This window comes from Streptomyces sp. NPDC059906, from assembly GCF_042730645.1.
In the GTDB taxonomy this organism is placed as follows: domain Bacteria; phylum Actinomycetota; class Actinomycetes; order Streptomycetales; family Streptomycetaceae; genus Streptomyces; species Streptomyces rubrogriseus.
Window position 1 is genome coordinate 253,159 of record NZ_JBHWKU010000002.1, and the last position, 22,964, is coordinate 276,122.

The 22,964-nt window shown below is 72.4% G+C and carries 25 protein-coding genes; 15 read left to right on the top strand and 10 right to left on the bottom strand.

All coding sequences use genetic code 11. From position 1 onward, the window contains the following. Positions 1–213 precede the first annotated feature (213 nt). Positions 214–2,121 (top strand): putative bifunctional diguanylate cyclase/phosphodiesterase, encoded by a 1,908-nt coding sequence (locus ACFV9J_RS04105; RefSeq protein WP_385349492.1) that lies wholly within the window; start codon positions 214–216, stop codon positions 2,119–2,121. Here the strand turns inward: ACFV9J_RS04105 and ACFV9J_RS04110 are convergent. The 4 genes from ACFV9J_RS04110 to ACFV9J_RS04125 form a co-directional block, all read right to left on the bottom strand. Beyond that, positions 2,097–3,197, bottom strand: coding sequence for an LLM class flavin-dependent oxidoreductase (locus ACFV9J_RS04110; protein ID WP_385349495.1), 1,101 nt, complete (start codon positions 3,195–3,197; stop codon positions 2,097–2,099). The genes ACFV9J_RS04105 and ACFV9J_RS04110 overlap by 25 nt on opposite strands. Before the next feature lie 128 nt (positions 3,198–3,325). Continuing rightward, complete coding sequence (locus ACFV9J_RS04115; protein WP_385349498.1) at positions 3,326–3,787, bottom strand: pyridoxamine 5'-phosphate oxidase family protein; 462 nt, start codon at positions 3,785–3,787, stop codon at positions 3,326–3,328. A 92-nt stretch (positions 3,788–3,879) separates the two neighbouring features. Beyond that, on the bottom strand, positions 3,880–4,137 hold the full coding sequence (locus ACFV9J_RS04120; protein WP_385349500.1) for a DUF397 domain-containing protein: 258 nt from the start codon (positions 4,135–4,137) through the stop codon (positions 3,880–3,882). After that, a complete protein-coding gene (locus ACFV9J_RS04125; protein ID WP_385349503.1) occupies positions 4,134–4,985 on the bottom strand; it encodes a helix-turn-helix transcriptional regulator in 852 nt (283 codons plus the stop codon). The genes ACFV9J_RS04120 and ACFV9J_RS04125 overlap by 4 nt, the downstream gene beginning before the upstream one ends. Positions 4,986–5,205: 220 nt before the next feature. On the opposite strand from ACFV9J_RS04125, the gene ACFV9J_RS04130 reads away from it, so the two are divergent. Next, a complete protein-coding gene (locus ACFV9J_RS04130) occupies positions 5,206–5,625 on the top strand; it encodes an ATP-binding protein (protein ID WP_385349506.1) in 420 nt (139 codons plus the stop codon). A 9-nt stretch (positions 5,626–5,634) separates the two neighbouring features. On the opposite strand, the gene ACFV9J_RS04135 is transcribed toward ACFV9J_RS04130, so the two are convergent. After that, the gene (locus ACFV9J_RS04135; protein ID WP_385349509.1) at positions 5,635–6,201 is read right to left on the bottom strand and encodes a dihydrofolate reductase family protein; all 567 of its coding nucleotides are present in this window, start codon (positions 6,199–6,201) and stop codon (positions 5,635–5,637) included. A 126-nt stretch (positions 6,202–6,327) separates the two neighbouring features. Continuing rightward, positions 6,328–7,182, bottom strand: a complete 855-nt coding sequence (locus tag ACFV9J_RS04140) for an NAD(P)H-binding protein (RefSeq protein ID WP_385349513.1) — start codon at positions 7,180–7,182, stop codon at positions 6,328–6,330. A gap of 122 nt (positions 7,183–7,304) precedes the next feature. Here ACFV9J_RS04140 and ACFV9J_RS04145 point away from each other — a divergent pair, with 122 nt between their 5' ends. Continuing rightward, the gene (locus tag ACFV9J_RS04145; protein ID WP_385349516.1) at positions 7,305–7,892 is read left to right on the top strand and encodes a TetR/AcrR family transcriptional regulator; all 588 of its coding nucleotides are present in this window, start codon (positions 7,305–7,307) and stop codon (positions 7,890–7,892) included. Here ACFV9J_RS04145 and ACFV9J_RS04150 read toward each other — a convergent pair. Together ACFV9J_RS04150 and ACFV9J_RS04155 are read right to left on the bottom strand one after the other, a co-directional pair. Then, positions 7,873–8,901: a S66 peptidase family protein gene (locus ACFV9J_RS04150; RefSeq protein ID WP_385349519.1), complete on the bottom strand. Its 1,029-nt coding sequence runs from the start codon at positions 8,899–8,901 to the stop codon at positions 7,873–7,875. The genes ACFV9J_RS04145 and ACFV9J_RS04150 overlap by 20 nt on opposite strands. Before the next feature lie 64 nt (positions 8,902–8,965). Continuing rightward, the gene (locus tag ACFV9J_RS04155; protein ID WP_385349522.1) at positions 8,966–9,331 is read right to left on the bottom strand and encodes a VOC family protein; all 366 of its coding nucleotides are present in this window, start codon (positions 9,329–9,331) and stop codon (positions 8,966–8,968) included. A gap of 103 nt (positions 9,332–9,434) precedes the next feature. On the opposite strand from ACFV9J_RS04155, the gene ACFV9J_RS04160 reads away from it, so the two are divergent. Further along, complete coding sequence (locus tag ACFV9J_RS04160; RefSeq protein ID WP_385349525.1) at positions 9,435–10,400, top strand: helix-turn-helix transcriptional regulator; 966 nt, start codon at positions 9,435–9,437, stop codon at positions 10,398–10,400. 57 nt (positions 10,401–10,457) lie between these two features. On the opposite strand, the gene ACFV9J_RS04165 is transcribed toward ACFV9J_RS04160, so the two are convergent. Next, positions 10,458–11,885: an MFS transporter gene (locus tag ACFV9J_RS04165; protein WP_385349528.1), complete on the bottom strand. Its 1,428-nt coding sequence runs from the start codon at positions 11,883–11,885 to the stop codon at positions 10,458–10,460. A 307-nt stretch (positions 11,886–12,192) separates the two neighbouring features. On the opposite strand from ACFV9J_RS04165, the gene ACFV9J_RS04170 reads away from it, so the two are divergent. From ACFV9J_RS04170 to ACFV9J_RS04220, 11 genes are read left to right on the top strand one after another with little or no spacing between them, the layout of a single operon-like run. Continuing rightward, entirely contained in the window at positions 12,193–13,680 is a 1,488-nt protein-coding gene (locus ACFV9J_RS04170; RefSeq protein WP_385349531.1) for an aldehyde dehydrogenase, read from the top strand. A 23-nt stretch (positions 13,681–13,703) separates the two neighbouring features. Next, positions 13,704–14,666: a VOC family protein gene (locus ACFV9J_RS04175; protein ID WP_385349534.1), complete on the top strand. Its 963-nt coding sequence runs from the start codon at positions 13,704–13,706 to the stop codon at positions 14,664–14,666. Next, positions 14,663–15,463 carry an aspartate dehydrogenase domain-containing protein gene (locus ACFV9J_RS04180; protein ID WP_385349537.1) on the top strand — a complete coding sequence of 267 codons (801 nt, stop codon included), beginning with the start codon at positions 14,663–14,665 and terminating at the stop codon, positions 15,461–15,463. Before ACFV9J_RS04175 ends, ACFV9J_RS04180 begins: the two co-directional genes overlap by 4 nt. Next, positions 15,460–16,266, top strand: coding sequence for an alpha/beta fold hydrolase (locus tag ACFV9J_RS04185; RefSeq protein WP_385349539.1), 807 nt, complete (start codon positions 15,460–15,462; stop codon positions 16,264–16,266). The genes ACFV9J_RS04180 and ACFV9J_RS04185 overlap by 4 nt, the downstream gene beginning before the upstream one ends. A 5-nt stretch (positions 16,267–16,271) precedes the next feature. Next, on the top strand, positions 16,272–16,793 hold the full coding sequence (locus ACFV9J_RS04190; RefSeq protein ID WP_360999998.1) for a cupin domain-containing protein: 522 nt from the start codon (positions 16,272–16,274) through the stop codon (positions 16,791–16,793). Further along, positions 16,786–17,553, top strand: coding sequence for an SDR family oxidoreductase (locus tag ACFV9J_RS04195; protein WP_385349543.1), 768 nt, complete (start codon positions 16,786–16,788; stop codon positions 17,551–17,553). The genes ACFV9J_RS04190 and ACFV9J_RS04195 overlap by 8 nt, the downstream gene beginning before the upstream one ends. 51 nt (positions 17,554–17,604) lie before the next feature. Then, the gene (locus ACFV9J_RS04200; RefSeq protein ID WP_385349546.1) at positions 17,605–18,396 is read left to right on the top strand and encodes an SDR family oxidoreductase; all 792 of its coding nucleotides are present in this window, start codon (positions 17,605–17,607) and stop codon (positions 18,394–18,396) included. A 9-nt stretch (positions 18,397–18,405) separates the two neighbouring features. Beyond that, positions 18,406–20,037 carry a thiamine pyrophosphate-binding protein gene (locus ACFV9J_RS04205; RefSeq protein WP_385349549.1) on the top strand — a complete coding sequence of 544 codons (1,632 nt, stop codon included), beginning with the start codon at positions 18,406–18,408 and terminating at the stop codon, positions 20,035–20,037. Positions 20,038–20,050: 13 nt separating this feature from the next. Continuing rightward, a complete protein-coding gene (locus tag ACFV9J_RS04210; RefSeq protein ID WP_385349552.1) occupies positions 20,051–21,004 on the top strand; it encodes a PDR/VanB family oxidoreductase in 954 nt (317 codons plus the stop codon). Positions 21,005–21,023: 19 nt separating this feature from the next. Continuing rightward, a complete protein-coding gene (locus ACFV9J_RS04215) occupies positions 21,024–21,251 on the top strand; it encodes a recombinase-like helix-turn-helix domain-containing protein (RefSeq protein ID WP_385349555.1) in 228 nt (75 codons plus the stop codon). 1 nt (position 21,252) lies between these two features. Continuing rightward, positions 21,253–22,281: a Rieske 2Fe-2S domain-containing protein gene (locus ACFV9J_RS04220; RefSeq protein ID WP_385349557.1), complete on the top strand. Its 1,029-nt coding sequence runs from the start codon at positions 21,253–21,255 to the stop codon at positions 22,279–22,281. On the opposite strand, the gene ACFV9J_RS04225 is transcribed toward ACFV9J_RS04220, so the two are convergent. Continuing rightward, on the bottom strand, positions 22,260–22,808 hold the full coding sequence (locus ACFV9J_RS04225; RefSeq protein ID WP_385349560.1) for a MarR family winged helix-turn-helix transcriptional regulator: 549 nt from the start codon (positions 22,806–22,808) through the stop codon (positions 22,260–22,262). The genes ACFV9J_RS04220 and ACFV9J_RS04225 overlap by 22 nt on opposite strands. Positions 22,809–22,964 lie beyond the last annotated feature (156 nt).

Below are 22,964 nucleotides of genomic sequence, written 5' to 3' on the forward strand. Positions count from 1 at the left end.
GGGCGACGCCTCGAAGACACTCACGGAACGTCACAACTGGTCGGAGGGGTGACGGACCCGTCCAGGTGTGAGCAGAAACGATCTGCCGGAGGGGTCGCTCGGTCCGGAACGCGGAACGGCGGCTGGAAGGGCCCGGTGCCAGCCTCTATGATCGGCACACTTTCCTGCACGAACAGAGCACGAACAGAGATCGAGGCACTGCGGGAGCGAGCGGTGAACGGAACCTCCGAAGGGCCGGCGCCCGCAGCGGATCTCGGCCCGGCCATTACAGAGAGTGATGAAGGCCTGGCTCCTCGTGCCGTGCGTACGGAGTCCCCGGCCTACCGGTCGGTGTTCACCACGGCCCCGCTCGCCATGGCCGTCGTCGACGCCGAGGGCCTGGTCGTCAGCGCCAACGACACCCTGGGCACCCTGCTCGGCACCGACCCGGACGCGCTGGCCGGGTCCGTGGCGGCCGACCTCGTCGACCTCGCCTCCGACGCCGGCACCTGGCACACGTACCGCGAGGTGCTGCGCGGCCACCGGCCCCGGCTGCGCTGCACCAGACGGCTGAAGCGGGCCGACGGGCACTCCCTGTGGGCGCAGGTGACGGTCGAGCCACTGGCCGGTGCCGGGGGCTCGGGGGACACCGGGGGCGGGGACGCCCCGGGCCTGCTGCTGTCCGTCGCCGACGTGAGCGCCCGGCGCGAACTCCAGGCCCGGCTGCGGCACCTCCAGATGCACGACCCGGTGACCCGGCTGCCCAACCGCGCCCTGTTCTTCGAACGACTGACCGCCGCGCTGGAGGCGGAGTCGTACGAGCACGGCGGCACCGGCCGGATCGGCGTGTGCTACCTGGACCTGGACGGCTTCAAGGCCGTCAACGACACCCACGGCCACCGCGTCGGCGACCGGCTCCTGGCCGCCGTGGCCGAACGGCTCACCAGGTGCGCGGAGGAGGCGGCCCACGCCCGGTCCGGCGCCCCGCTGGTGGCCCGGCTCGGCGGCGACGAGTTCGCCCTCCTGGTGGAGGACTCCACCGGCACCGACCAGCTCGCCGACCTGGCCGGGGCGGTCCTCGCGGCCCTCCAGCCGCCCTTCGAACTCGCCGACCGGCGCCTTTCGGTCACCGCCTCGGTCGGCGTCGTCGAACGCCACACCGCCGGCACCACCCCCACCGCCCTGATGCAGGCCGCCGACACCACCCTGTACTGGGCCAAGGCGGACGGCCGGTCCCGCTGGACCCTGTTCGACCCCGAGCGCAACGCCAACCGCATGACCCGCCAGGCGCTGGCCGCCACGCTCCGCCCGGCCATCGAACGCGGCGAGTTCGCGTTGGAGTACCAGCCGCTGGTCGGCATGGAGGACGGCCGGGTGCGGGGCGTCGAGGCGCTCATCCGCTGGAATCATCCTCAGTTCGGCGTACTGGCGCCGAATCGGTTCATCGCACTGGCGGAGGAGGATGGCTCGATCGTTCCCCTCGGCCGCTGGATCCTGCGCACCGCCTGCCACCAGGCCCGCCGCTGGCAGCTGGCCCACCCCGACGAGCCGCCGATCTTCGTCAGCGTCAACGTGGCCGTCCGCCAGGTCTGGGACTCCGACCTGGTGGCGGACGTGGCCCGCACCCTGGAGGACACGGGCCTGGCGCCCCACCTCCTCCAGCTGGAGCTGACGGAGTCGGCGGTGATGGGCTCGGCCGGACGCCCGCTCCAGGTCCTCAAGGCGCTCAGCGACATGGGCGTCCACATCGCCATCGACGACTTCGGCACCGGCTACTCGAACCTGGCCTACCTCAGCCGGCTGCCGGTCTCGGTGCTGAAGCTGGACGGCGCGTTCGTCCGGGGCTTCCAGTACGAGGCCGTGCCCGACGCCGCGGGCTCCGGTACGGCCGGGGTCGCCAATCCGGCCGACGAGGTCATCGTCGAGGCGATGGTCCAGCTCGCCCACCGCCTCGGCCTGACCGTCACCGCCGAGTGCGTGGAGACCTCGGACCAGGCGAGCCGCCTGCGCCGCATCGGCTGCGACACCGGCCAGGGCTGGCTGTACTCCCGGCCGGTGGCACCGGACCGCATCTCCGCGCTGCTGGGCCACGCGGAACCCGGCGGCCCGGCCGGGGTTCAGGCCGGCGTCGGCAACCCGTAGGCGTCGGCGATCAGCTCGTAGGAGCGCAGGCGCACGTCGCCGCCGTGGGCGTTGGCGGTGAGCATCAGCTCGTCGGCGCCGGTGCGCTTCTGCAGGTCGTCGAGGCCGGCCCGCACCTCGTCGGCGGTGCCGTGGACGACGTTGGCGTTCCAGGACTGGATGAAGTCCCGCTCCATCGGGCTGAAGTCGTACGCCTCGGCCTCCTCCGGCGTCGGCACCAGCCCCGGGCGCCCGGTGCGCAGCCGGACCATGTTCAGCGCGGCCGCCAGCACCTGCCTGCGCGCCTCCTTCTCGTCGTCGGTGGCGAGCGCGGAGACGCCGATGAGGGCGTAGGGGGCGTCCAGGACGGCCGACGGCCGGAAGGACTCCCGGTACAGGTCGAGGGCGGGGACCGTGTTCTGCGCCGAGAAGTGGTGCGCGAAGGCGAACGGCAGCCCGAGGGTGCCGGCCAGCCGCGCGCTGAACCCGGAGGAGCCGAGCAGCCACACCGGCGGCCGGTGCGCCGACTGCACACCCCCGGGCGAGGTGGCCTGCACGGGCCCGGGCACGGCGTGGATACGGGCGTAGGGGTGCCCGTCCGGGAAGTCGTCGTCCAGGAACCGGACCAGCTCCGCCAGTTGCTGCGGGAAGTCGTCGGCGCCCTCGTTCAGCCGGTCGGTGCGGCGCAGGGCGGCGGCGGTGGCCCCGTCCGTGCCCGGGGCGCGGCCGAGGCCGAGGTCCACCCGCCCCGGCGCCATCGCCTCCAGCGTCCCGAACTGCTCCGCGATGACGAGCGGCGCGTGGTTGGGCAGCATGACGCCGCCCGACCCGAGCCGGATGCGGTCGGTGTGGGCGGCGAGGTGGGCGAGGATCACCGCAGGGGAGGAGGAGGCGACGCCGGGCATGGAGTGGTGCTCGGCGACCCAGTAGCGCTGGAACCCGCGCGCCTCGGCGAGCCGCACGATGTCCACACCGGTCCGCAGCGCGTCGGTGGCGGTCCGGCCCGCCCCGACGGTCACCAGGTCCAGTACGGAGAGGGGAACGGGAGCGGTGCCGTGGGCGGTGCCCCGGATCTCCGCTGCGGCGTCTGCGGGCATGGTGGGGTGCCTCCTGTGCTTGGCGCGGTCGTACACGTCGTCGTACACGCGGTCCTACATGGGTCGCTTCGCGACGTAACAGGAGGGGGTCTCCGGTTATTCCCCGGCCGATCGCGCCCGACCCGGTGCTACGCCAGCCACACCCCCTCACGCATGACGACCCGGTCGCGAAGCTCCGGCTCTCCACGCCAGGCGCGCACCGTCGTCGGCTCGACGCGCAGGTAGAGGAAGGAACCCCGCTCCTGACGCGGATCCCAGCCGAACTTGCCCGCGAAGGCGTCCGCGGCTTTGTCCGGCACCTCGCTCGCGGGGTACGCCTCCGCCGCTCCCTGCAGCGACACCACATCGAAGGTGTCCGGCAGCGACAGGCGTACCCGCGGCTCCTCGCGCACGTTGCGCGCGCTCGCGGAGGAGGCGCTGGTGCACATCCACACGGCCCGCCCGTCCCACAGGAACCACAGGGGTACCTGGTGCGGCCCGTGGTCGGGGTGGGCCGTCGACACCCACACGTCGCGCTCCCTGCCCAGCCGTTCCAGGACGTCGCGCCTGCGCTCCGCCGCAGTGCGGCGCGTGATCTCCGATGCCTGCATGGACGCCGACCCTAGGCATCTCGCGCGCGACGCGCATCGGGCGCGGGTCCTAGGCCGAGGTGCGTAAGCCCCGACCCCCCGGCCCGCGTGCCTCAGCTCCGGAGGGCGGCGAGGAAGGCGGCGAAGGCGGGGGCGGGGAAGGTGAGCACGGCTCGGGTGGGGGTCTTGGAGTCGCGGACGGCTATGCGGGGGTGGCCGAGGGCGACCTCGATGCAGTCGTTGCCTTCCCCGCCGCCGGAATAGGGCGACTTCTGCCAGTCGTGGGCAACCTCTACGCAGGCGTTGCCGTCGCCGCTGCCGGAGTACGACGACTTCTGCCAGTTGTCGCGGGTGGTCACCGAGAGCCTCACAGTTCCTTTGCCAGCCTGTGGATGAAGTCGCGGGAACGCTCGGGGGCGAGCGACACCCCCTCCACTCTACGGAAAAGCGTTCGAAAGACGCCTAGCTGCGGTTCCGAATCGATGAACAGCGTGCCGTGAGGGCCGTCGCGCACCACGGTGTCCAGTCGTGGGACGACGCCCCCGGCGTAGACCATCGCGGCTGTGGCGTCGGCGAACTCCTCCAGCTCGAAGGGGATGACGCGTACCGTCACGTGTTCTGCTTCGGACAACTCCAAGATGTGCGCGAGCTGAGCGCGCGAGGTGGTGCGACCTCCGACTCGGATCCGCAACGCGGCTTCATGTACGAGGGCTTCGTACGGGATGGGTCGCTCGCCTTCGAGGATCACACGTCGCTGCATTCGGTGGCGTACACGCAGGTCCAGGTCGTCCTGGGGGAGCTCGGGTACTCGTCGTGAAAAGAGCGCGCGGGCGTAGTCCTCGATTTGCAGGAGTCCCGGGACGTGCAGGAAGTCCACGTCCCAGCGGAATGTGGCGTGGTGCTCCAGCTCGGAGAGGTCCAGAAACGATGTGGGAAGGTGCGATCGGTACTCCTCCCACCAGCCGCGTGTTCTGTCTGTCGCCATTGCCACCAACGCGCTGACCAAGTCCTCGTCCGTGCAGGCGTAGTGCACGGCAAGCCGGCGTAGCCGCTGCTCACTCACGCCTGTGGTGCCGGACTCGATCTGGCTGATCTGGACGGAGTTGACGCTGAGAAGGGCTGCCGCCTCGCGGGCGCTGAGCGCCGATGCTTCGCGCAGCTTGCGAAGTTCAACCGCCAAGCGCAACTGCCGTGCTGTCGCTTCGCGCTTGGTTCCCATGTTCCCGCCCCCTGCTCAATGTGCCTGATGCCGCTCCCCGTTCGGGTGTCAGATTACGCGACGGGCTTGCTAGCCATTAATTCTAATGTCTACCGTCGGTGGCGCGGAGAACACGCACTGCAACTGCGAGTGTCGGAAGCGCACCGCTTTGCCCTGTCATGGCAAGGCGGTATAGACACCGGCACCGCGACCACCTACCCCATTCCCGAAGGGAATCGGCATGCCCGAAAACGATCCGTGGGAGTACTCCCTCTACATCCCGAACGACCCCAGAGCCGTGACCGTCTGCCGCGTCTGCCGCCGGACCCTGCGGCTGATCCTGACGATGCACGGGCTGATCCGGATGGTCGATCTCGCCGAACTGCTCGCGACGGAGCTGGTGTCCAACGCCGTACGGCACACCAAGGGGCCCGCCGCATTGCGGGTGCGCTGGTCCGGCGGTGGAGTGCTGCGGCTCGGCGCCTGGGACGCGGATCCCTCGCCGCCGGAGCCGCCGCAGCCGTTCGACCGGGCAGCCGACCGGGAGGATGGGCGGGGGCTGGCGTTGGTCCGGGCGTGTGCGGACGTGTGGGGGTGGCAGCCGCTCGCACGGGAGGGGAACCGGGGCAAGTACGTGTGGTGCGAACTGGGCGTGGCTTGACGGGTCGGGTCAGCGGACCACGCGGTGGCGGAGGAGGATGACATTCCGGCCGAAGGTGCGGGACTCGACGAGTTCGAGGTTCACCCGGCGCTCGTGGTGCGGGAAGAACGGGGTGCCGCCGCCGACCAGTACCGGGTGGAGCATGGTCCGGTACTCGTCGATCAGGTCCGCGGCGGCCGCCTCGGCGGCGAGGGTCGCGCCGCCGATCGTGATGTCGCCGTCGCCTGGCTCGGACCGCAGGCGCTCGATCTCCTCCGCCAGGGTGCCGGAGGCCAGGCGGGTGTTGGTGCCCCGCACTGTGGTCAGCGTCCTGGAGAACACCACCTTCGGCAGCGCCTTCCACAGCCCGGCCCACTCCAGCTCCGCGGCGCCGAGCTGCTCGTCCTGCTCGGCGGTCTCCCAGTACAGCATCGTCTCGTACAGCCGCCGCCCCAGCAGGTGGGCGCCGGCCTCGCGGATCTCGTCCGTCCAGTACTGGAAGACCTCTTCGCTCGGGTCGCTCCAGTCGAAGGCGCCGCTCGCGTCGACGATGTAGCCGTCGAGGGACGTGTTCATCGAATAGGTCACGCTGCGCATCGGAAGCCTCCTCGGTAGCCGTTCGGGTTCGACGGTACGGCCGCCGGGCGGGTGCCGCAGCAGATGCCGGAAGTGCGGCGCGCACCGCACTTCCGCCAGGGGCATGCAACATGGCCGGATCGGCAATCAGGCGGCGAGGTCGGCTGTGAGCCGGTCGGCGACGGTGAGGGGTTCGCGGTCGAGGAGGTCGGCCAGGAGTGGGTCGGCTGCGGCGAAGAAGCCCGTGCGGGCCGCCTGGTACCAGGTGAGCATGAATCGGGCCATCTGCTCCGGCGCACCCGCTCTGATCTGGTCGGCGACCCACTGTTCGTCGTCCAGGACGATGCGCTCGACGCGGCGACCGGTGAGGCCGGAGGCGATCTCGGCGACATCGTCGAAGGTGACGGCGGTCGGCGCCGTGAGGTCGACGGGGCCGTCGAGGGAGCGGTCACCGGCGAGGACGGCCGCGGTGGCCTCGGCGATGTCGGCACGGTCGGTGTACGGGACGGGGCCGTCCTCCGGCTGGGCGATCACGCCGGTCCGCCGCCACGGGCCGAGGACCTGGTCGAGCGGGCCGTAGGCGCCGTTGCGCAGGGCGGTCCAGGCGACTCCGGAGTCGGCGAGGAGCGCCTCGGTGGCGAGGTGGAAGTGCGACGGCGGGTACGGGTTGCCGGGGACGGCGCCCTGCTGGCTCGTGTAGACGATCCGCCGGACGCCGGCCGCCACCGCGGCTTCGACGGCGTTGCGGTGCAGGCCGACGATGTCGGCGGCCGGGTCGTTGCCGGACACCAGGAGGACCTGCTCGGCACCGGCGAAGGAGTCGCGCAGCGCGGCCGGGTCCTCGTAGGAGCCCTGCCGCACGCGCACACCGCGGTCGGCGAGGTGCCGGGCCTTGGCGGTGTCGCGGACGCTGACGCCGATCTCGTCGGCGGGTACGCGCTTGAGGAGGTGCTCGACGGTGGTGCCGCCCAGCCCGCCGGTGGCGCCGGTGACAACGATCATGGTCTTGGCCTTCCCGCGTAAGTTGACCACATAGGTCACTTTCTCTTCTGCCGCGACCGTAGGTAAGCTGACTCGGCGAGTCAAGTTGTGATGGTGAGTGACGGGAAGAGACGGTGAGGGTCATGGCCGGTGCGGTGCCCTCGGAACCGCGGCTGCGTGCCGACGCCCGGCGCAATTCCGAGCAGATCCGCTCCGCCGCGATCGGCGCCTTCCAGGGGCAGGGCCTGACCGTGCCGCTGGAGGAGGTCGCCAAGGCGGCAGGGGTGAGCAAGGCCACCATCTTCAACCGGTTCGGCGGCCGGGTCGGGCTCATCGACGCCGTCATCGAGGAGGTCGTCGCCAGGGAGCTGTTCGCCGTCGTCGACCGCACGCGGACCATCGACGACGGCGGTGAGCGGATCGCGTACTACCTCACCGCGATCCGCGACCTCCAGTACCGCCAGCCCGCCTTCAACGACGTCCTGTTGCAGACGTATCCGCACTCGGAGCAGCTGATGGAGATCTGCCGGGTCGGAAGCGGGGCCAACGAGGAGATCGTCGCGGCGGCGCGGGCCCGCGGTGCGCTGCGGCCGGAGTTCACGGCGGGCGACCTGCACGCACTCGTCCGCGACAACGCCCTCGCCCTCAAACACGGCGAGCGGCCGCCCCGGGACGACTACGACCGCCGTACCGGGTACTTCCTGGACGGAATCAGGCCAGGGTCTGGGTGAGTTCGCTCCGCGTCGACGTGTGGGTCAGGCGGCCGTGCGCGCCGTTGACGATCGGCAGGTAGGGCGGGACGTGGCCGCACTCCACGTCGGCGACGATCGGTACGTTCAGCGGGCCGAGCGCGTCCAGGACGGCCTGGTGCTGGGAGAGCGAGGGGACACCGGGGGCCGAGGTCCGGCCGACCAGTACCGCGTTCGCGGTGTCGAAGAAGCCGGCCAGCCGCATGCCGTGCAGGTTGCGGCAGATGGTCAGGGCGTCGTCGCCGCAGGCCTCCACGTACACCAGCAGTCCCTCCGGCGCCGCGGTCCGGGCGAAGGCCGATGTGTCCAGGCACCCGGAGCCCGTGAGGTTGCAGAGCGTCTCGACGCAGCCGCCGATCAGACGGCCCTCGACCTCGACGTCTTCGCCGCCGTCCAGCCGGGTCCAGCCGCCGAGGGTGTCCAGCGTGTACTCCCGCACCTCCGGGTGGAGCGCGTAGTCGTCCCAGCCGGTGGTCCGGTGGCGGCCCGGTGGGGTCTGGGTGAAACGGTGCCCGCGAGGGGCGCTGACGATGTCGAGCCAGGAGACCAGCCCGTCGGGGGTCCGGTACGGGGTGTCCATGAGGTTGTTGCCGTGGACGGTCGCCGTGCCGGTGAGGAGCGTCAGCGGGGTGATGAGGGTCGACAGGTCCGAGTAGCCCACGACCCAGGTCGGTTCGGCCTCGCGCAGCCGGTCCCAGTCCAGCAGGGGTATGAGGTCGATGGCCAGGTCTCCGCCCCACGGCGGCACCACCGCTCTGATGCCGGGGTCGGTCAGCATCCGCGTCAGTTCGGCGGCGCGCTCGGGGGCGGGGGCGCTGACGTGCCCCGAGCCGTCCATGCACGCTCCGACCACCACCTCGTATCCGCGTGCCTCCACGTCGCGGATCGCCACGTTCAGGCGTTCGCGGAGCTTCTCGGGGACTCCGCTGGACGGCGAGGTGACGGCGACACGGTCTCCTGGGCGCAAGGGGCGCGGGTATCGAACGGACATGCGGCGGATTCTGGCACGGCCGCCGCGCCGGCGGGCAGCGATTTCCCTGCCCGCCGGACAGGCCCTAGTCGACGGGCGAGACGCGGATCAGGTTGCCGTCCGGGTCCGTGACCACGAAGGTGCGGCCGAAGACCTCGTCGTGGGGTTCCTCCACCACCGTGACGCCCTTGGCGGCCCACTCGGCGTGGAGCGCGTCGATGGCCGCCGAGGAGCCCGGGAGCATGAGGCCGACCTCCGAGGTGCGCGGGGTGTGCGGGCCGAGCCGGTCCGCGCGGCCGCTCCACAGGGCGAAGAGGACTCCGGGGGCGACTTCGAAGGGGACGTAGCGCGGTGTCGTCATGACCGGCTTGATGTCGAACAGGCCGGAGTAGAAGGCGGTCGCGCGCTCCACGTCGGTGACGTAGACGAGGAAGAGGTTGGGTGCGGGCATGGGTATCGGCTCCTTCCGGGCGGGTCGGTGGGGTCCGGCCCTGCGTGTCAGCATCGCCTGAGAACATGACAGGAGTTGTCGTGTTCGGCGAAGGAGCTGTCGCATGAGTCGGCCGCAGCGCTTGATCGAGCTTCTGGCGGCGTTGCAGGCGCGTCCGCGGACCACCGCCGAGGTGCTGGCCGAGGAGCTGGGGGTGTCGACGCGGACCGTCCTGCGCGATGTGCGGGCGCTCGTCGACGCGGGGATCCCCGTCCTCACCGAGCGGGGGAAGTACGGCGGCATCAGCCTGCTGCCCGGTGACCAGGCCGACCTGTCGAAGCTGACGACCGGCGAGGCGGACCTGCTGCGGGCGGTCGGGCTCGACCTCGAACGGGCCCGTCAGCTCGGCGGTGAGGCGGCCGCCCGGTCGGCGCTGCGCAAGCTCACGTCGCGCAGGCAGCCGCCGCCCGCCCGGGACGAGCCGCCGCTCGCGCTGACGGACGTGATCGCGATCGACAACCGGCCCTGGTTCGAGGACGCCGTACCCCTGCCCGATGTCGCGGGGCTGGTGCGGGACGTGCGTACGGGGAGGCGGCTGCGGATCGTCTATCGCAGGAGCGGGGACGCTGCCGCGCGGGAGTTCGCCGTCGACCCCTACGGGCTCGTGCAGCGGGGCGGGCGCTGGTACCTCGTGGCGGACCGGGACGGGCGGCCCCGGATGTTCGCGCTCACCCGGCTCCAGCGGTGGGCCGTGCTCGACGGTACGCGTCGGCTGCGGGCCGGTGCCGACCTCGCCGGTACGGCACGGGAGTTGGGCGAGGCGTTGGAGCGCGGGGAGCGCGTGGTGGTCACGGCGCGTGTCGACGCGGCCAGCCTCGACATCGCCCGCCGGATCCTGGGTGCCAGGCTCAGGGCGGTGAGCGACCAGGGGGACGACGGGCGGGTCGAGATCACCGTGGCGTACGACCGGGTCGACGGCGTACGGCAGCTACTGCAGTTCGGCGAGCACATCGAGGTCGTCGCGCCGGAGGCCGCACGGCGACTGGTCGGACGGCTCGCGACCGGGCTCGCCCGCACGCACACTCCCTAGCTCCGGACCCGGACCCGGACCCGTGGCGGGCCCGGGTCCGGAGCCGGTGCCGCACCGTTACGGCGCCACGTCCTCCAGGGCGCGGCCGCTGGTCTCCTCCGCCCAGGCCGCCGCCGACAGGGAGCCCGCGACGGCGACGACCGCCAGGGTCACGAACACCGTGCCGATCGCGCCTCCCGCGTAGAGGGCGCCCACCACGATCGGGCCGAGGATCACGCCCAGGCGGTTCATCGCGCCGCCCACGCTGGAGCCCAGTGCCCTGATCCGGGTGGGGAACAGCTCCGGCGTGTACAGGTAGAGGCAGATGTTGGAGCCGAAGAGGAAGACCGCGGCCAGGGACGTCCAGACCAGGACGCTCGAAGCCGTTCCACCGGCGGTCAGGCCCAGCAGGAGAAGGCATAGTGCCGCCGCCGCCATGCACCGGATCACCGTGTTGCGGCGGCCGACCCGGTCGACGGTGAGGGCCACGAGCAGACATCCGGCCAGGCCCGCGCAGCTCGTCACCGTCGAGTAGAGCAGTGCCGTGGACAGGTCGAGGTCGAAGTGGTCCTTGTAGATGGTCGGCAGCCAGGACGTGATGCCGTAGTTCGCGAAGTAGCCCGTGAACCACAGGGACCCGACGACGAGGGTGCGCCTGCCGTAGCGGCCGGTCAGGAGTTCGCGCAGGCCTCCGGTCCCACTGCTGCCCCGGGGAGGAGAGGCGGGGCGGGCCGGTGCGGGCTCCGGCAGCGGGGCTCCCGTGGCCTTCTCGACCTTCTGCTCGATCGACGCCATCGTCGCCAGCGCCTCGTCGTGCCTGCCGTGATCGGCGAGCCACCGCGGTGACTCGGGGACCCAGCGAGCGAGGGCGAAGCACAGCAGGCCGGGTACGGCCGCCAGACCGAACATCCAGCGCCAGCCCAGCAGCGGCACCAGCCAGGCGGCCAGCAGCGCGCCCGCGGTCAGACCGGCCGGGAAGACCAGCTCGTACAGGAGGACGAAACGGCCCCGCTGGTGGGCGCGGGTGATCTCCGCGATGAAGGTGGCCGCGATCGGCACCTCGCCGCCGATGGCCATGCCCTGGACGAAGCGGAGCGCCATGAAGGGCTCGGGGGAGGTGCACAGGGTCAGGGCCAGGTTGCAGACGCCGGACAGCGCGATGCAGGCGGCGATGACCTTGACGCGGCCGATCCGGTCCGCGAGCCGGCCCGAGACCAGGGCGCCGATCAGCATGCCGATGGAGCCGACGGTCATCAGGGCGGTGACCTGTGCCGTGCCGAGATGCCACTCGTCGCGCAGTTCGGGCAGCGCGTAGGCGATCAGGAGCTGGTCGAACGCCTCGAAGAACGTGACGGCGCCGACGACCAGCCGGACCATCACCTGCCAGCGGCACAGCGGCAGGCGTTCGAAGCGGGCGCCGATGGCGGCCGCGAGCGCCGTCGAGTCGTCGTCCTTTCCGCCGTCGTCCTGTCGGCCCGGGGTGTCACGGGCTGCGTCGATCGTCATGGATGGGTCTCCGGTGTCCGTGTCCCGTGCGTCGGGGAGTGCGCGAGCCCGCACGGGAGGGTTCGGGCCGCACGGCACGACGGGGCAGCCGCGTGCCGGCGGCGATGAGGGTTGGAGAGGTGCGGCGACGCCCTATTTATGTAGGCGCTGAATGTCTCAGTGCTTAAGTTCTACCGGTAGCCCGCCGATGTTAGGCAAGCCTTACTCCTGACGTCGTGAAAAATTCTCGACCGCGGGCTCTTGCGGGGAAATTATTTAAGCCCTTAGATTTCTAGCGCTTAGAAACGCTCCTCACCCGGAGGTCCCCATGCCGCGCATCCCAGCCGACGAGATCCTCATCGCGGGGCAGTGGCGACTCGGCGGCGGCCCGCCGATCCACACCGTCGACCCGGCCGACGGCACCGTCCTCGCCACCGTCCACGCCGCCTCGCCCGACGACGTGGACGAGGCCGCGCACGCCGCCGCCGCGGCCGCCGCCGCCCCCGAGTGGCGGGACCTGCCGCCCCACCGCCGGGCCCGCGTCCTGTACCGAATCGGCGACCTGATCGAGGAGCACGCCGACGACCTGGCCGCGCTCCAGACCGCCGACACCGGCAAGACGCTCGCCGAGACCCGCGCGCTCGCACTGAGCGCCGCCGGCACCTTCCGGTACACGGCCGCGGCACTGGAGACTGCCGAGGACGCGCTCACACCCTCGCGCGGCCCGTACCTCACGATGAGCACCCACGAGGCGATCGGCGTCGTCGGCGCGATCAACCCCTGGAACTCGCCCGTCGCCTCCGACGCGCAGAAGGTCGCCCCCGCCCTCGGCGGCGGCAACGCCGTGCTGCTCAAGCCCGCCGAGTGGACCCCCCTGGTCTCCCTCGCCTTCGGGCGCCTAGTCCACCGGGTGCTCGCCGAGGAGCGGTTGCCGACCGCGCTGCTCGCCGTACTGCCGGGCAAGGGCCGCGTCGTGGGCGACGCCGTCGTCCGCCATCCGCTGGTCGGCCGGATCGGCTTCACCGGGGGCACCGCCACCGGGCGCGCCATCGCCCGCGCCGCCGCCGACAAGCTCGTCCCCGCCTCGCTCGAACTGGGCGGCAAGTCGCCCACGATCGTGCGCGAGGACGCCGACGTCGAACAGGCCCTCGCGGGCGTCATGTACGGGATCTTCTCCTCCAGCGGCCAGTCCTGCATCGCCGGATCGCGCCTGTTCGTCCACGCCTCGCTGTACGACACCTTCGTCGGAGAACTGGTCGGGAGGGTGCGGAAACTGCGCGTCGGGCCGGGCACGTCCCCCGACACCCAGGTCGCGCCGCTCGTGCACCACGCACACCGCGACGCCGTCGCCGCGGCCGTCGACCGCGCCCGCGAGGAGGGCGGCCGGGTGCTGTGCGGCGGCGCCCCGCCCGAGGGCGAGCGGTACGCACGGGGCGCCTACTACCTGCCGACCGTCATCGACTCCCTGCCGAACTCCGCCCGCGTCTGCCAGGAGGAGATCTTCGGCCCGGTCCTGGTCGCCCTGCCCTACGACGACGAGGACGAACTGGTCGCACTGGCCAACGACTCCGTCTACGGACTCGCCTGCGGCATCTGGACCCGCGACGCGCGCGCCGCCTGGCGGCTCGGACGGCGCATCGAGGCCGGAACGGTCTGGATCAACACGTACAAGCAGTTCTCCATCTCCACCCCCTTCGGCGGGATGAAGGACTCCGGGCTCGGCACCGAGAAGGGCCGCGACCTGATCCGCGCCTACCAGCGGCAGAAGTCCCTGTACTGGGGCACCGACGCCACGCCCCTGCCCTGGGCCAACTGACCCACTCCTAGGGAGACCCCGCCATGAACCAGCCCCCGATCGGCCGCCTGCGCGCCCTGCGCTCGGTCGAGCTGCTCACCCCGAACTTCGCCGACGCCGTCGACTTCTACGAGGAGGTCTGGGGCCTGGAGGTCGTCGAGGCCGAACACAGCGCGAGCTGGCTGCGCGGCACCGGCGAGGAGCACCACGCCCTCAGGCTGACCCGCTCCGACACGATCGGCCTGGGCCGCCTCGTCTTCGCGCTCGCGACACCGGCCGAGGTGGACGAGGCCGCGTACCGGCTGCGGGCCCGCGGTATCGCGCTCGTCACCGAACCCGGCCCCCTCGACCAGGTCGGCGGCGGCTACGGGCTGCGCTTCCACGACCTCGACGGACGGCTGATCGAACTGTCCGCCGACACCTGGGCGGTCACCGCACGCGGCCGGGACGTGTCCCTGCCGGTCGGGGTCACCCACGCCGTCCTCAACACCCCCGACATCGACGCCTCCGTCGCCTTCTACCGCGACGTGCTCGGCATGCGCGTCTCCGACTGGTCCGAGCACCAGATGGCGTTCCTGCGCTGCGGCTCCGACCACCACTGCGTGGCCTTCAACCAGGCACCGTGGGTCTCCCTCAACCACGTCGCCTACGAGATGACCTCACTCGACCACTTCATGCGCGGCCTCGGCCGGCTCCGCCACCACGGCATCACCCCCGAGTGGGGCCCCGGCCGGCACGGCCCCGGCAACAACACCTTCTCGTACTTCACCGACCCCACCGGCCTGGTGTGCGAGTACACCACCGAGGTCGCCCAGATCGTCGAGGACACCTGGATCTGCAAGGTGTGGCGGCGCACCCCCGAGCTGTCCGACCTGTGGGGGACCGCGGGCCCGCCCTCGCCGCGGATCCGCGCCCACATGGCGGGCACGCCCGACGGCAGCCCGGTCGCCCCGCCCGTGGACGCCGCCGCCGAAACCAGCACCGAGCCCCAAGGAGCAGCGGCATGAACGGCGGCACACGCAAGGTCGGCCTCATCGGCTGGGGCGCCATCGGCCGCACCGTCGGCGGCGCCCTCGCCGCCGGTGAGGTGCCCGGCGCCGAACTCGTCGGCATTGTCGACAACCGCCCCCTCGGCGACGCGGTCCCCGCACCCCAGCTCACCGTGGAACAAGCCCTCGCCGCCTGCGACCTGATCGTCGAGGCCGCAGGACAGGGCGTCGTACGGGAATGGGGCGAGACGATCCTCGCCTCCGGCACCGACCTGCTCGTGGCGTCCACCGGAGCGCTCACCGACGACGACCTCGCCAAGAAACTCCTCGCGGCCGGACCCGGCCGGGTCTACTTCACCGGCGGCGCGGTCGGCGGGCTCGACCTCCTCCAGGCCGTACGGGCGATGGGCCCGCTCGGAGAGGTCACGCTGACCACCACCAAGCTGCCGTCCACCCTCGAACAGCCCTGGATGGACGAGGAGGCGCTCGCCCGGCTGCGGTCGGCGACCGGACCCGTGGAGGTCATGTCCGGCACCGCGCGCGACGTGCCGGCGAAGTTCCCCAAGTCCACCAACGTCGCCGCCTCCGTCGCCCTCGCGGTCGGGGACCTCGACGCGGTACGGGTCAGGGTCGTCGCCGACCCGGCGGCCGCGCACACCTCCCACGTCATCGAGGCGAGCGGGCCGCACGGCTCGTACCGCTTCGAGGTGCGCCACCTGCCCGACGCGGCCAACCCGGCCACCAGCCAGGTCGTCCCGTACGCCGTACTGCGCTCGCTCGCCGCCCTGGCCGGACGCCGGGGGCAGATCCTGTGACCGCCCACGACCTCGCCGGGCTGCACCTGGAGGAGAGGGGCGACGACGGGCCGCTGGTGCTGTGCCTGCACGGCATCGGCTCCTCGTCCGCCGCCTTCGCACCCCAGACCGAGGCACTCGCCGCCGCCGGTCACCGGGTCGTGGCCTGGGACGCCCCCGGATACGGCAGGTCCGCCGACCCGGACGGCGACCTCACCCTCGACGACTACGCCGACACCGCCGCCGCCGTCATCCGCGCCCGCGCCCGCGAGGCACACGTCGTCGGCGTCTCCTGGGGCGGCGTCATCGCGCTGCGGCTCGCCACCCGGCACCCGGAACTCGTCGCCTCCCTCACCGTCGCCGACTCCACCCCCGGCTCCGGCACCGGCCCCGAGAAGGCCGCCGCCATGCGCGCCCGCGTCCCGGAGCTGGAGCGCGCCGGCCCGCGCGCCTTCGCGGAGGAACGCGGCCCCCGGCTGCTGTCGAAGGACGCGCCGCCCGAGCTGGTGCGGCGGGTCGTCGACACCATGGCCGACGCGATCCGGCCGCCGGGCTACCGGCAGGCGGCCGAGTCGATGGCCGCCACCGACCTGCGCGGCGAACTCGCCGACGTCACCGCGCCCACGCTCGTCCTGTGCGGGGAGAAGGACCGGATCACCGGCCCCGACGCCTCACAGGTCCTGGCCGGCGGTCTGCACCGGACCGCCTACGTGATCGTCAAGGACGCCGGTCACCTGGCCAACCAGGAACAGCCCGAGCACTTCAACGCCTGGCTGCTCTCCCACCTCCACATCGTCACCGACACCCGCACCATGAAGGACTGATCACCATGCCGCTGACCACCGACGACTACGACAACGGCTCGGACCTCGCCAAGTACACCGACTCCCTGATCGCCACCAAGGCCTCCCGCGAGCCGGACTGGGGCACCCTGTCCTTCCAGGAGAAGGCGGGCCCGCAGTACAAGCGGGCGCAGATCCGCTACGTCGGTTCCGGCGCCACCGGCAACCACGAGGAGGACGGCCGGATCCTGCCCTCCGGCGGCTTCACCTTCTCCAACATGCTGCTGCCGCCCGGCGCCGAGGGCCCCGCCCACACCCACCACGACGTCGAGGAGGCCTTCTTCGTCCTGGAGGGCGAGGTCCGCGTCGGCATCCACCGCGGCCCCGACGAGACCGAGTACCGCACCCTCGGCTACCGCGACATGATCGTGGTCCCGGCCGGGGTGACCCGCTCGCTGAAGAACGAGGGCGACACCGACGCCCTGTTCTGCGTCGTCATCGGCACGCAGAAGCCGCAGGTGCCGACGTACCCCGAGTACTCCCCGCTGTACGGCGTCACCCGTGACTGACCCGGCCACCGGGCGCCGTACGGTCGTCGTGACCGGCGCGGGCCGTGGTCTGGGGGAGGCCATGGCCCGCCGGGCGGCGGCCGACGGGTACCGCGTCGTCGTCGCCGAACTGAACGAGGAGTGGGGCGCCCGTACGGCGGCGGCGATCCGGGAGGCGGGCGGTGCGGCCGAGTTCGTCCCGCTGGACGTCGCCGACCACGCCTCGGTCGAGGCGCTGGCCGCCCGCGTCGCGCCCGGCGGGCCCGCGTCCGGCGGTCCCGTGTACGCCCTGGTCAACAACGCGGCGCTGGCCAACGGCGTCGGCGGCCGGGAGTTCCAGGACATCGACGTCGAGACCTGGGACCGGCTGATGACCGTCAACGCCCGCGGCCCCTGGCTCGTCGCCAAGCACCTGCTGCCCCTGATGTCCGACCCCGGACGCATCGTCAACATCGCCTCCGACGCCGCCCTCTACGGCTCCCCGCGGCTCGCCCACTACATCGCCTCCAAGGGCGCGGTCGTCGCCCTCACCCGCGCGATGGCCCGCGAACTGGGCGAGCGGGGCATCACCGTCAACGCGGTGGCACCCGGCCTGACGGAGGTCGAGGCGACCGAGACGGTACCGGCCGCGCGGCACGCGCTCTACGCGGCCAACCGCGCGATTCCCCGGCCGCAGCGCCCCGACGACGTGGTGGGGCTCGTCTCCTTCCTGCTCGGCGAGGAGTCCCGTTACCTCACCGGTCAGGTCGTCGCCGTCAACGGCGGCTTCACCATGCACTGAACCCCGCCCCCGCCCCGCCCCCCCCCGCATCCCCGTTCGCAAGGAGAACCCATGGACCTCGGCCTCGCCGACCGCACCGTCCTGGTCACCGGCGGCAGCTCCGGCGTCGGCCTGGCCACCGTCCGCGCCCTGCTCGACGAAGGCGCCCGCGTCGCCACCTGCGGCCGGGACTCCGACCGGCTCGCCAAGGCCGCCGCCGGTCTCGGCGCCGGCCGGGACCGCCTGTACACCGGCGTCTGCGACGTCCGGGACGCCGACGCCGTACGGGACTTCACCGAGCGCGCCGCCGCGCACCTCGGCGGACGGCTCGACGGGCTCGTCAACAACGCGGGCCAGTCCAGGACGAAGACCCTCGACGAGACCACCGCCGACGACTGGCGCGACGAGCTGGAGCTGAAGTTCGCGGGCGTCCTCCACCCCCTCGCCGCCGCCCGCGGCCACCTGCGCGCCTCCGACGCCGCCGCGGTCGTCAACGTCAACGCCGTCCTCGCCAAGCAGCCGGAGACCCGGCTGATCACCACCAGCGCCGCCCGCGCCGGCATCCTCAACCTCTCCACCTCGCTGGCCCGCGAACTCGCCCCCGAGGGCATCCGCGTCAACTCCGTCTGCCTCGGCCTGGTCGACACCGGCCAGTGGACCCGCCGGCACGCGACGGCCGACAGCGGGCTCACCTACGAGGAGTGGCAGGCGGAGATCGCCGCCGACCGGGGCATCGCGCTGGGCCGTCTCGGCCGCGCCGAGGAGGTCGCGTACGCGATCGTCTCGCTGCTCTCGCCGCGCGCCTCCTACATCACCGGAACCAGCATCGACGTCTGCGGCGGAGTCGGCCGCGGCATCCTCTGAGGAGTTCGCATGCGTTACGACCACGGGGGCGGACTCCTGGCCGCCCACCTCAAGTCCCTCGGCGTCGACACCGTCTTCGGCATCGTCTCCGTGCACAACCTGCCGCTGGTGGAGGCCGTCGAGGCCGACCCCGAGCTGCGGTTCGTGCCGGTGCGGCACGAGGCGAGCGCCGTCAACGCCGCCGACGCGTACGGCCGGGCCCGCGGCTCGATCGGCTGCGCGCTCACCTCCACCGGCACCGGCGCGGGCAACGCGGCGGGCTCCCTGATCGAGGCCCTGTCGTCCGGGACATCGGTGCTGCACATCACCGGGCAGGTCGAGTCGGCACACCTCGGCAGCGGGCGCGGGTTCATCCACGAGACCAAGGACCAGCTCGGCATGCTCGCCGCGGTGTCGAAGTACGCCGCCACCGTCACCTCCGCCCGCGACGCGGGCCGCGTCCTGCGCGAGGCGTCCGCCGCCGCGCTCGCCGTGCCGGGCGGCCCCGCGAGCGTGGAGTGGCCGATCGACCTCCAGTACGCGGTCCAGGAGGACGACGGCTCCAGCGCCCCCGTCGCCGACGTGCCGGTGCCCGACGCGTCCCCGCCGGCCGCGGCACGCGACCTGCTGTCCTCCGCCCGGCGCCCGCTGATCTGGGCCGGGGGCGGCGCGAACACGGCCCGCGACCAGCTCCTCGCGCTGCTGGAGGCGACCGGCGCGGGCCTGCTCACCTCCAACTCCGGGCGCGGCTCGGTACCCGAGGACCACGAGCAGGTCGTCGGCAACTTCGCCACCACGCCCGCCGGACGCGCGCTCCTGGCCGACGCCGACGTGCTCGTCACCGTCGGCACCCACTTCCGCTCCAACGAGACCGCCGACTACGGGCTCCGCCTCCCCGAGGCACACATCCAGATCGACGCCGACGCCGCCGCCCTCGGCCGGGTGTACCCCGCGCGGCACGGTATCCACGGCGACGCGAGGGATGTCCTTCCGTCGCTCACCGAGGCCGCCGTACGGGCCGACGCGCAGTGGACGGACCGGGTACGCCGGGTGCGCGACGAGGTGCGGGCCGCGCTGCACGACGGCATCGGCCCGCAGGCCGCGATCTGTGACGCCCTCGCCGACGCCCTGCCGCGCGGCGCGGTCGTCGCCCGGGACGTCACGATCCCGTCGTCCGCCTGGGGCAACCGCCTCCTGCCCATGCACGACCCGCGCGCCAACGTCTTCCCGCGCGGCGGCGGCATCGGCCAGGGCCTCGCCATGGGCATCGGCGCCGCCCTCGCCCGCCCCGGCGAGCCCACCGTCGTCATCGCGGGCGACGGCGGCCTCGCCGTCCACCTGGGCGAACTGCTCACCCTCGCCCAGGAACGGCCCCGCCTCACCCTGATCGTCTTCAACGACGGCGGGTACGGAGTGCTGCGCAACATGCAGGCCACCTACACCGAACGCCGCTCCGGCGTCGACCTGTTCACCCCCGACTTCGCCCAGCTCGCCGCCGCCTGCGCACTCCCGTACGCGCGCATCGGCGACGCGAGCGAGGCCGCCAAGGTGATCGACGCCGCCGTCGCCTCCGACGGGCCGACCCTCGTCGAGGTCGACCTGGCCGCGCTCGGCCCGATGAAGAACCCGTTCACCCCGCCCGTCAAGATCCCCGCCCGGTAGGGAGGCCCGCGACATGAGCACCACCGAAACCGCCGAAGAGCAGGAACTGGACCTCCTCGTCCACCGTACGACCTGGGAGGCGCAGGGCGTCCTCTCCGTCGAGCTGGTCCACCCGGACGGCAAGCCGCTGCCCGCCTGGACACCGGGCGCGCACCTGGACCTGCACGTCGGCGGCCACGTCCGCCAGTACAGCCTGTGCGGCGACCCCGAGGACGCGGGGACGTACCGCCTCGGCATCCTCGACGAGCCCGCCTCGCGCGGCGGTTCGCGCCACGTGCACACCAAGCTGCGGCCCGGCCAGACTGTGCGGGTGGCCGGGCCGCGCAACCACTTCGCCCTCGAACCCGCCGCCTCCTACGTCTTCGTCGCCGGCGGCATCGGCATCACCCCGCTCCTCGCCATGGCCCGCCGGGCCGAGCGGGACGGCGTCCCGTACCGCCTGGTCCACGGCGGCCGGACCCGCGCCTCGATGGCGTTCGGCGGCGAACTCGCGGCGCTCGGCGGCGAGGTGACCCTCGTACCGCACGACGAGCAGGGGCACATCGACGTGGCGGGCACGCTCGCGGACCTTCCGGCCGACGCGCTGGTGTACTGCTGCGGTCCCGAGCCGCTGCTCAAGGCGGTCGAGGAGGCGGCGCCCGAGGGGCGGTTGCGCACCGAGCGCTTCGCCGCGCCGGCCGTGACGCACGAGGGCGACGACAGCGCCTTCGACGTCGAGTGCCGGTCATCGGGTGTGACCCTGCGTGTGGAAGGCGGCACCTCCATCCTGGAAGCCGCCGAGAACGCCGGGCTGGCCGTCGCCTCCTCCTGCCGGGACGGCATCTGCGGCTCCTGCGAGACCCGCGTCCTGGCCGGGACCCCCGACCACCGCGACTTCCTGCTCAGCGACGCGGAGCGCGCCACCGGCGAGACGATGATGATCTGCGTCTCGCGCTGCGCCTCGGACCGTCTTGTCCTGAACCTCTGACCCCCTACGGAGAAACGCCGTGCCCGAGACCACCTGGCCGTACCTGGACCCCCACCAGACCCGTGACCACGAGCCCACCCCGTACGAGCTGAAGCTCGCCCGCACGCTCGAGGACATCTTCACCGAGGACGGTCACGAACTGGCCGACGTGATCGGCGGACTCAACGCCCGCCAGCTGCGCACGCCCACCGGCGAGCCCTGGACCGAGGAGTCCTTCCGCGCCGAGATGAACCGCCTGGGAGCCTGACATGACCCTCTCGACCCACGACAGCGCCGACCACATCTACGCCCACGGCCTGCGCAACCAGTGGCACCCCGTCGTACCGTCCGACTTCGTCGCCCCCGGCGGCATGCGCAAGGTGACCGCCCTCGGCGAGAACTGGCTGCTGTTCCGCAAGTCCGACGGCGGACTGTCCATGCTCGCCGACCGCTGCCCCCACCGCGGCGCGCCCCTGTCCCTCGGCAAGCACCTGGGCGACCGGGTCGCCTGCTGGTACCACGGAGTCGAGATCGACACCGCCGGCACGGTCACCTCGGTACCCGGCCTGCCGGGCTGCAACCTGGAGGGCAAGACCCTCGTCACCTCGCTGCCCGTGCGCGAGGTCGGCGGCGCGATCCTCGCCTACTTCGGCGACGAGGAGCACCCCGAGCCGGTCGAACTCACCCTCCCCGCCCCGCTGGCCGACGACGGGATCTCCGCGTTCCTCTGCTACGCGGAGTGGGACGTGCCGTGGCGGTTCGCCATGGAGAACCTGCTCGACCCGATGCACGGCGCCTTCCTGCACTCCGAGTCGCACACCATGTTCGCCGGGGACACCACCGCCAAGTTCCGCATCCGGGAGACCGGGCGGGGCTACTTCTTCGAGAAGACCGACCAGCGGGGCGTCAACTTCGACTGGGTCGAGCTGTGCCACACCGGGGTCGACTGGGTGGACCTGTCCATCCCCTACCCGCCGTCGGCGGGCCCCGGGGGCCCCTTCGGCATCGTCGGCATGGCCTGCCCGGTGGACGCGGGGCGCACCGGCGTCTTCTTCTGGCGCTACCGCAAGGTGAGCGACTGGCAGCGCGACACCTGGCGGTTCCTGTACAAGACGCTCATCGAGGCCCGCCACTGGGAGGTCCTGGAGCAGGACCGCGTCATGCTGGAGAACATGCCCGCGGACGCCGACCAGCGCGAGAACCTCTACCAGCACGACCTGGGCGTGGTCCGGCTGCGCCGGCTGTACCGGGCGCAGGCGGAACAGCAGTCGTCGGTTCAGCCCGTCCCGGCGGGCTGATCCGGGGCATCGTCGGACTCGACGATCGAACGCTCCAACTTCGACAGCAGACGGCTCAGTTGACGGTGCTCGGCGGGTGAGAGTCCGCCGAGCATCCGGCGTTCGTTGTCCAGGTGCTCGCTGAACACCTCGTCCACCTTCGCCAGGCCCGCCTCGGTGAGCCGCGAGTACACCACGCGCCGGTCCTCGGCGTCCCGCTCGCGCACCAGCAGGCCGTCCTTCTCCAGCCGGTCGAGCCTCAGTGTCACCCCCGCCGAGGAGACCAGCCCGGAGGCCGCGAGCTGTCCGGCGGTCAGCCGGTACGGGGCCCCGGCCCGGCGCAGCGCGGTCAGCACGTCGAACCCGGCGACGGACAGCCCGTGCTCGTCGAGCCGCGAGGTCATCCGCGACTGGTACTGCAGATAGGACCGGTGCAGCCGGGCCAGCACCTCCAGCGGGGAGGTGTCCAGCTCGGGCCGCTCCCGCGCCCAGTCCCCGACGATCCCCGCCACCGCGTCCGGCCGCCTCGCCGCCCTGCCCTGCGCCATGTCTTCCCCTCGCGGCGTACGTTCAGATGGAGAAACCTTAGCCCTAAGGGAAATCCCCTGTCCGCCGGTCCGCTCAGGGTCGCCAGGCCACCCGGTGCTCCGCGAGATGCGCCAGCACCGCGTGGTTGGTTTCCCAGTGATGGGAAGATATGATCA

Coding starts and splice junctions, on each gene's coding strand:
- ACFV9J_RS04180 (WP_385349537.1), top strand. CDS start 14,663: ATGAACGGCGGCACACGCAAGGTCGGCCTCATCGGCTGGGGCGCCATC.
- ACFV9J_RS04225 (WP_385349560.1), bottom strand. CDS start 22,808: ATGGCGCAGGGCAGGGCGGCGAGGCGGCCGGACGCGGTGGCGGGGATC.
- ACFV9J_RS04190 (WP_360999998.1), top strand. CDS start 16,272: ATGCCGCTGACCACCGACGACTACGACAACGGCTCGGACCTCGCCAAG.
- ACFV9J_RS04125 (WP_385349503.1), bottom strand. CDS start 4,985: ATGGGAACCAAGCGCGAAGCGACAGCACGGCAGTTGCGCTTGGCGGTT.
- ACFV9J_RS04170 (WP_385349531.1), top strand. CDS start 12,193: ATGCCGCGCATCCCAGCCGACGAGATCCTCATCGCGGGGCAGTGGCGA.
- ACFV9J_RS04150 (WP_385349519.1), bottom strand. CDS start 8,901: ATGTCCGTTCGATACCCGCGCCCCTTGCGCCCAGGAGACCGTGTCGCC.
- ACFV9J_RS04155 (WP_385349522.1), bottom strand. CDS start 9,331: ATGCCCGCACCCAACCTCTTCCTCGTCTACGTCACCGACGTGGAGCGC.
- ACFV9J_RS04165 (WP_385349528.1), bottom strand. CDS start 11,885: ATGACGATCGACGCAGCCCGTGACACCCCGGGCCGACAGGACGACGGC.
- ACFV9J_RS04145 (WP_385349516.1), top strand. CDS start 7,305: ATGGCCGGTGCGGTGCCCTCGGAACCGCGGCTGCGTGCCGACGCCCGG.
- ACFV9J_RS04210 (WP_385349552.1), top strand. CDS start 20,051: ATGAGCACCACCGAAACCGCCGAAGAGCAGGAACTGGACCTCCTCGTC.
- ACFV9J_RS04205 (WP_385349549.1), top strand. CDS start 18,406: ATGCGTTACGACCACGGGGGCGGACTCCTGGCCGCCCACCTCAAGTCC.
- ACFV9J_RS04115 (WP_385349498.1), bottom strand. CDS start 3,787: ATGCAGGCATCGGAGATCACGCGCCGCACTGCGGCGGAGCGCAGGCGC.
- ACFV9J_RS04200 (WP_385349546.1), top strand. CDS start 17,605: ATGGACCTCGGCCTCGCCGACCGCACCGTCCTGGTCACCGGCGGCAGC.
- ACFV9J_RS04130 (WP_385349506.1), top strand. CDS start 5,206: ATGCCCGAAAACGATCCGTGGGAGTACTCCCTCTACATCCCGAACGAC.
- ACFV9J_RS04220 (WP_385349557.1), top strand. CDS start 21,253: ATGACCCTCTCGACCCACGACAGCGCCGACCACATCTACGCCCACGGC.
- ACFV9J_RS04175 (WP_385349534.1), top strand. CDS start 13,704: ATGAACCAGCCCCCGATCGGCCGCCTGCGCGCCCTGCGCTCGGTCGAG.
- ACFV9J_RS04135 (WP_385349509.1), bottom strand. CDS start 6,201: ATGCGCAGCGTGACCTATTCGATGAACACGTCCCTCGACGGCTACATC.
- ACFV9J_RS04160 (WP_385349525.1), top strand. CDS start 9,435: ATGAGTCGGCCGCAGCGCTTGATCGAGCTTCTGGCGGCGTTGCAGGCG.
- ACFV9J_RS04140 (WP_385349513.1), bottom strand. CDS start 7,182: ATGATCGTTGTCACCGGCGCCACCGGCGGGCTGGGCGGCACCACCGTC.
- ACFV9J_RS04110 (WP_385349495.1), bottom strand. CDS start 3,197: ATGCCCGCAGACGCCGCAGCGGAGATCCGGGGCACCGCCCACGGCACC.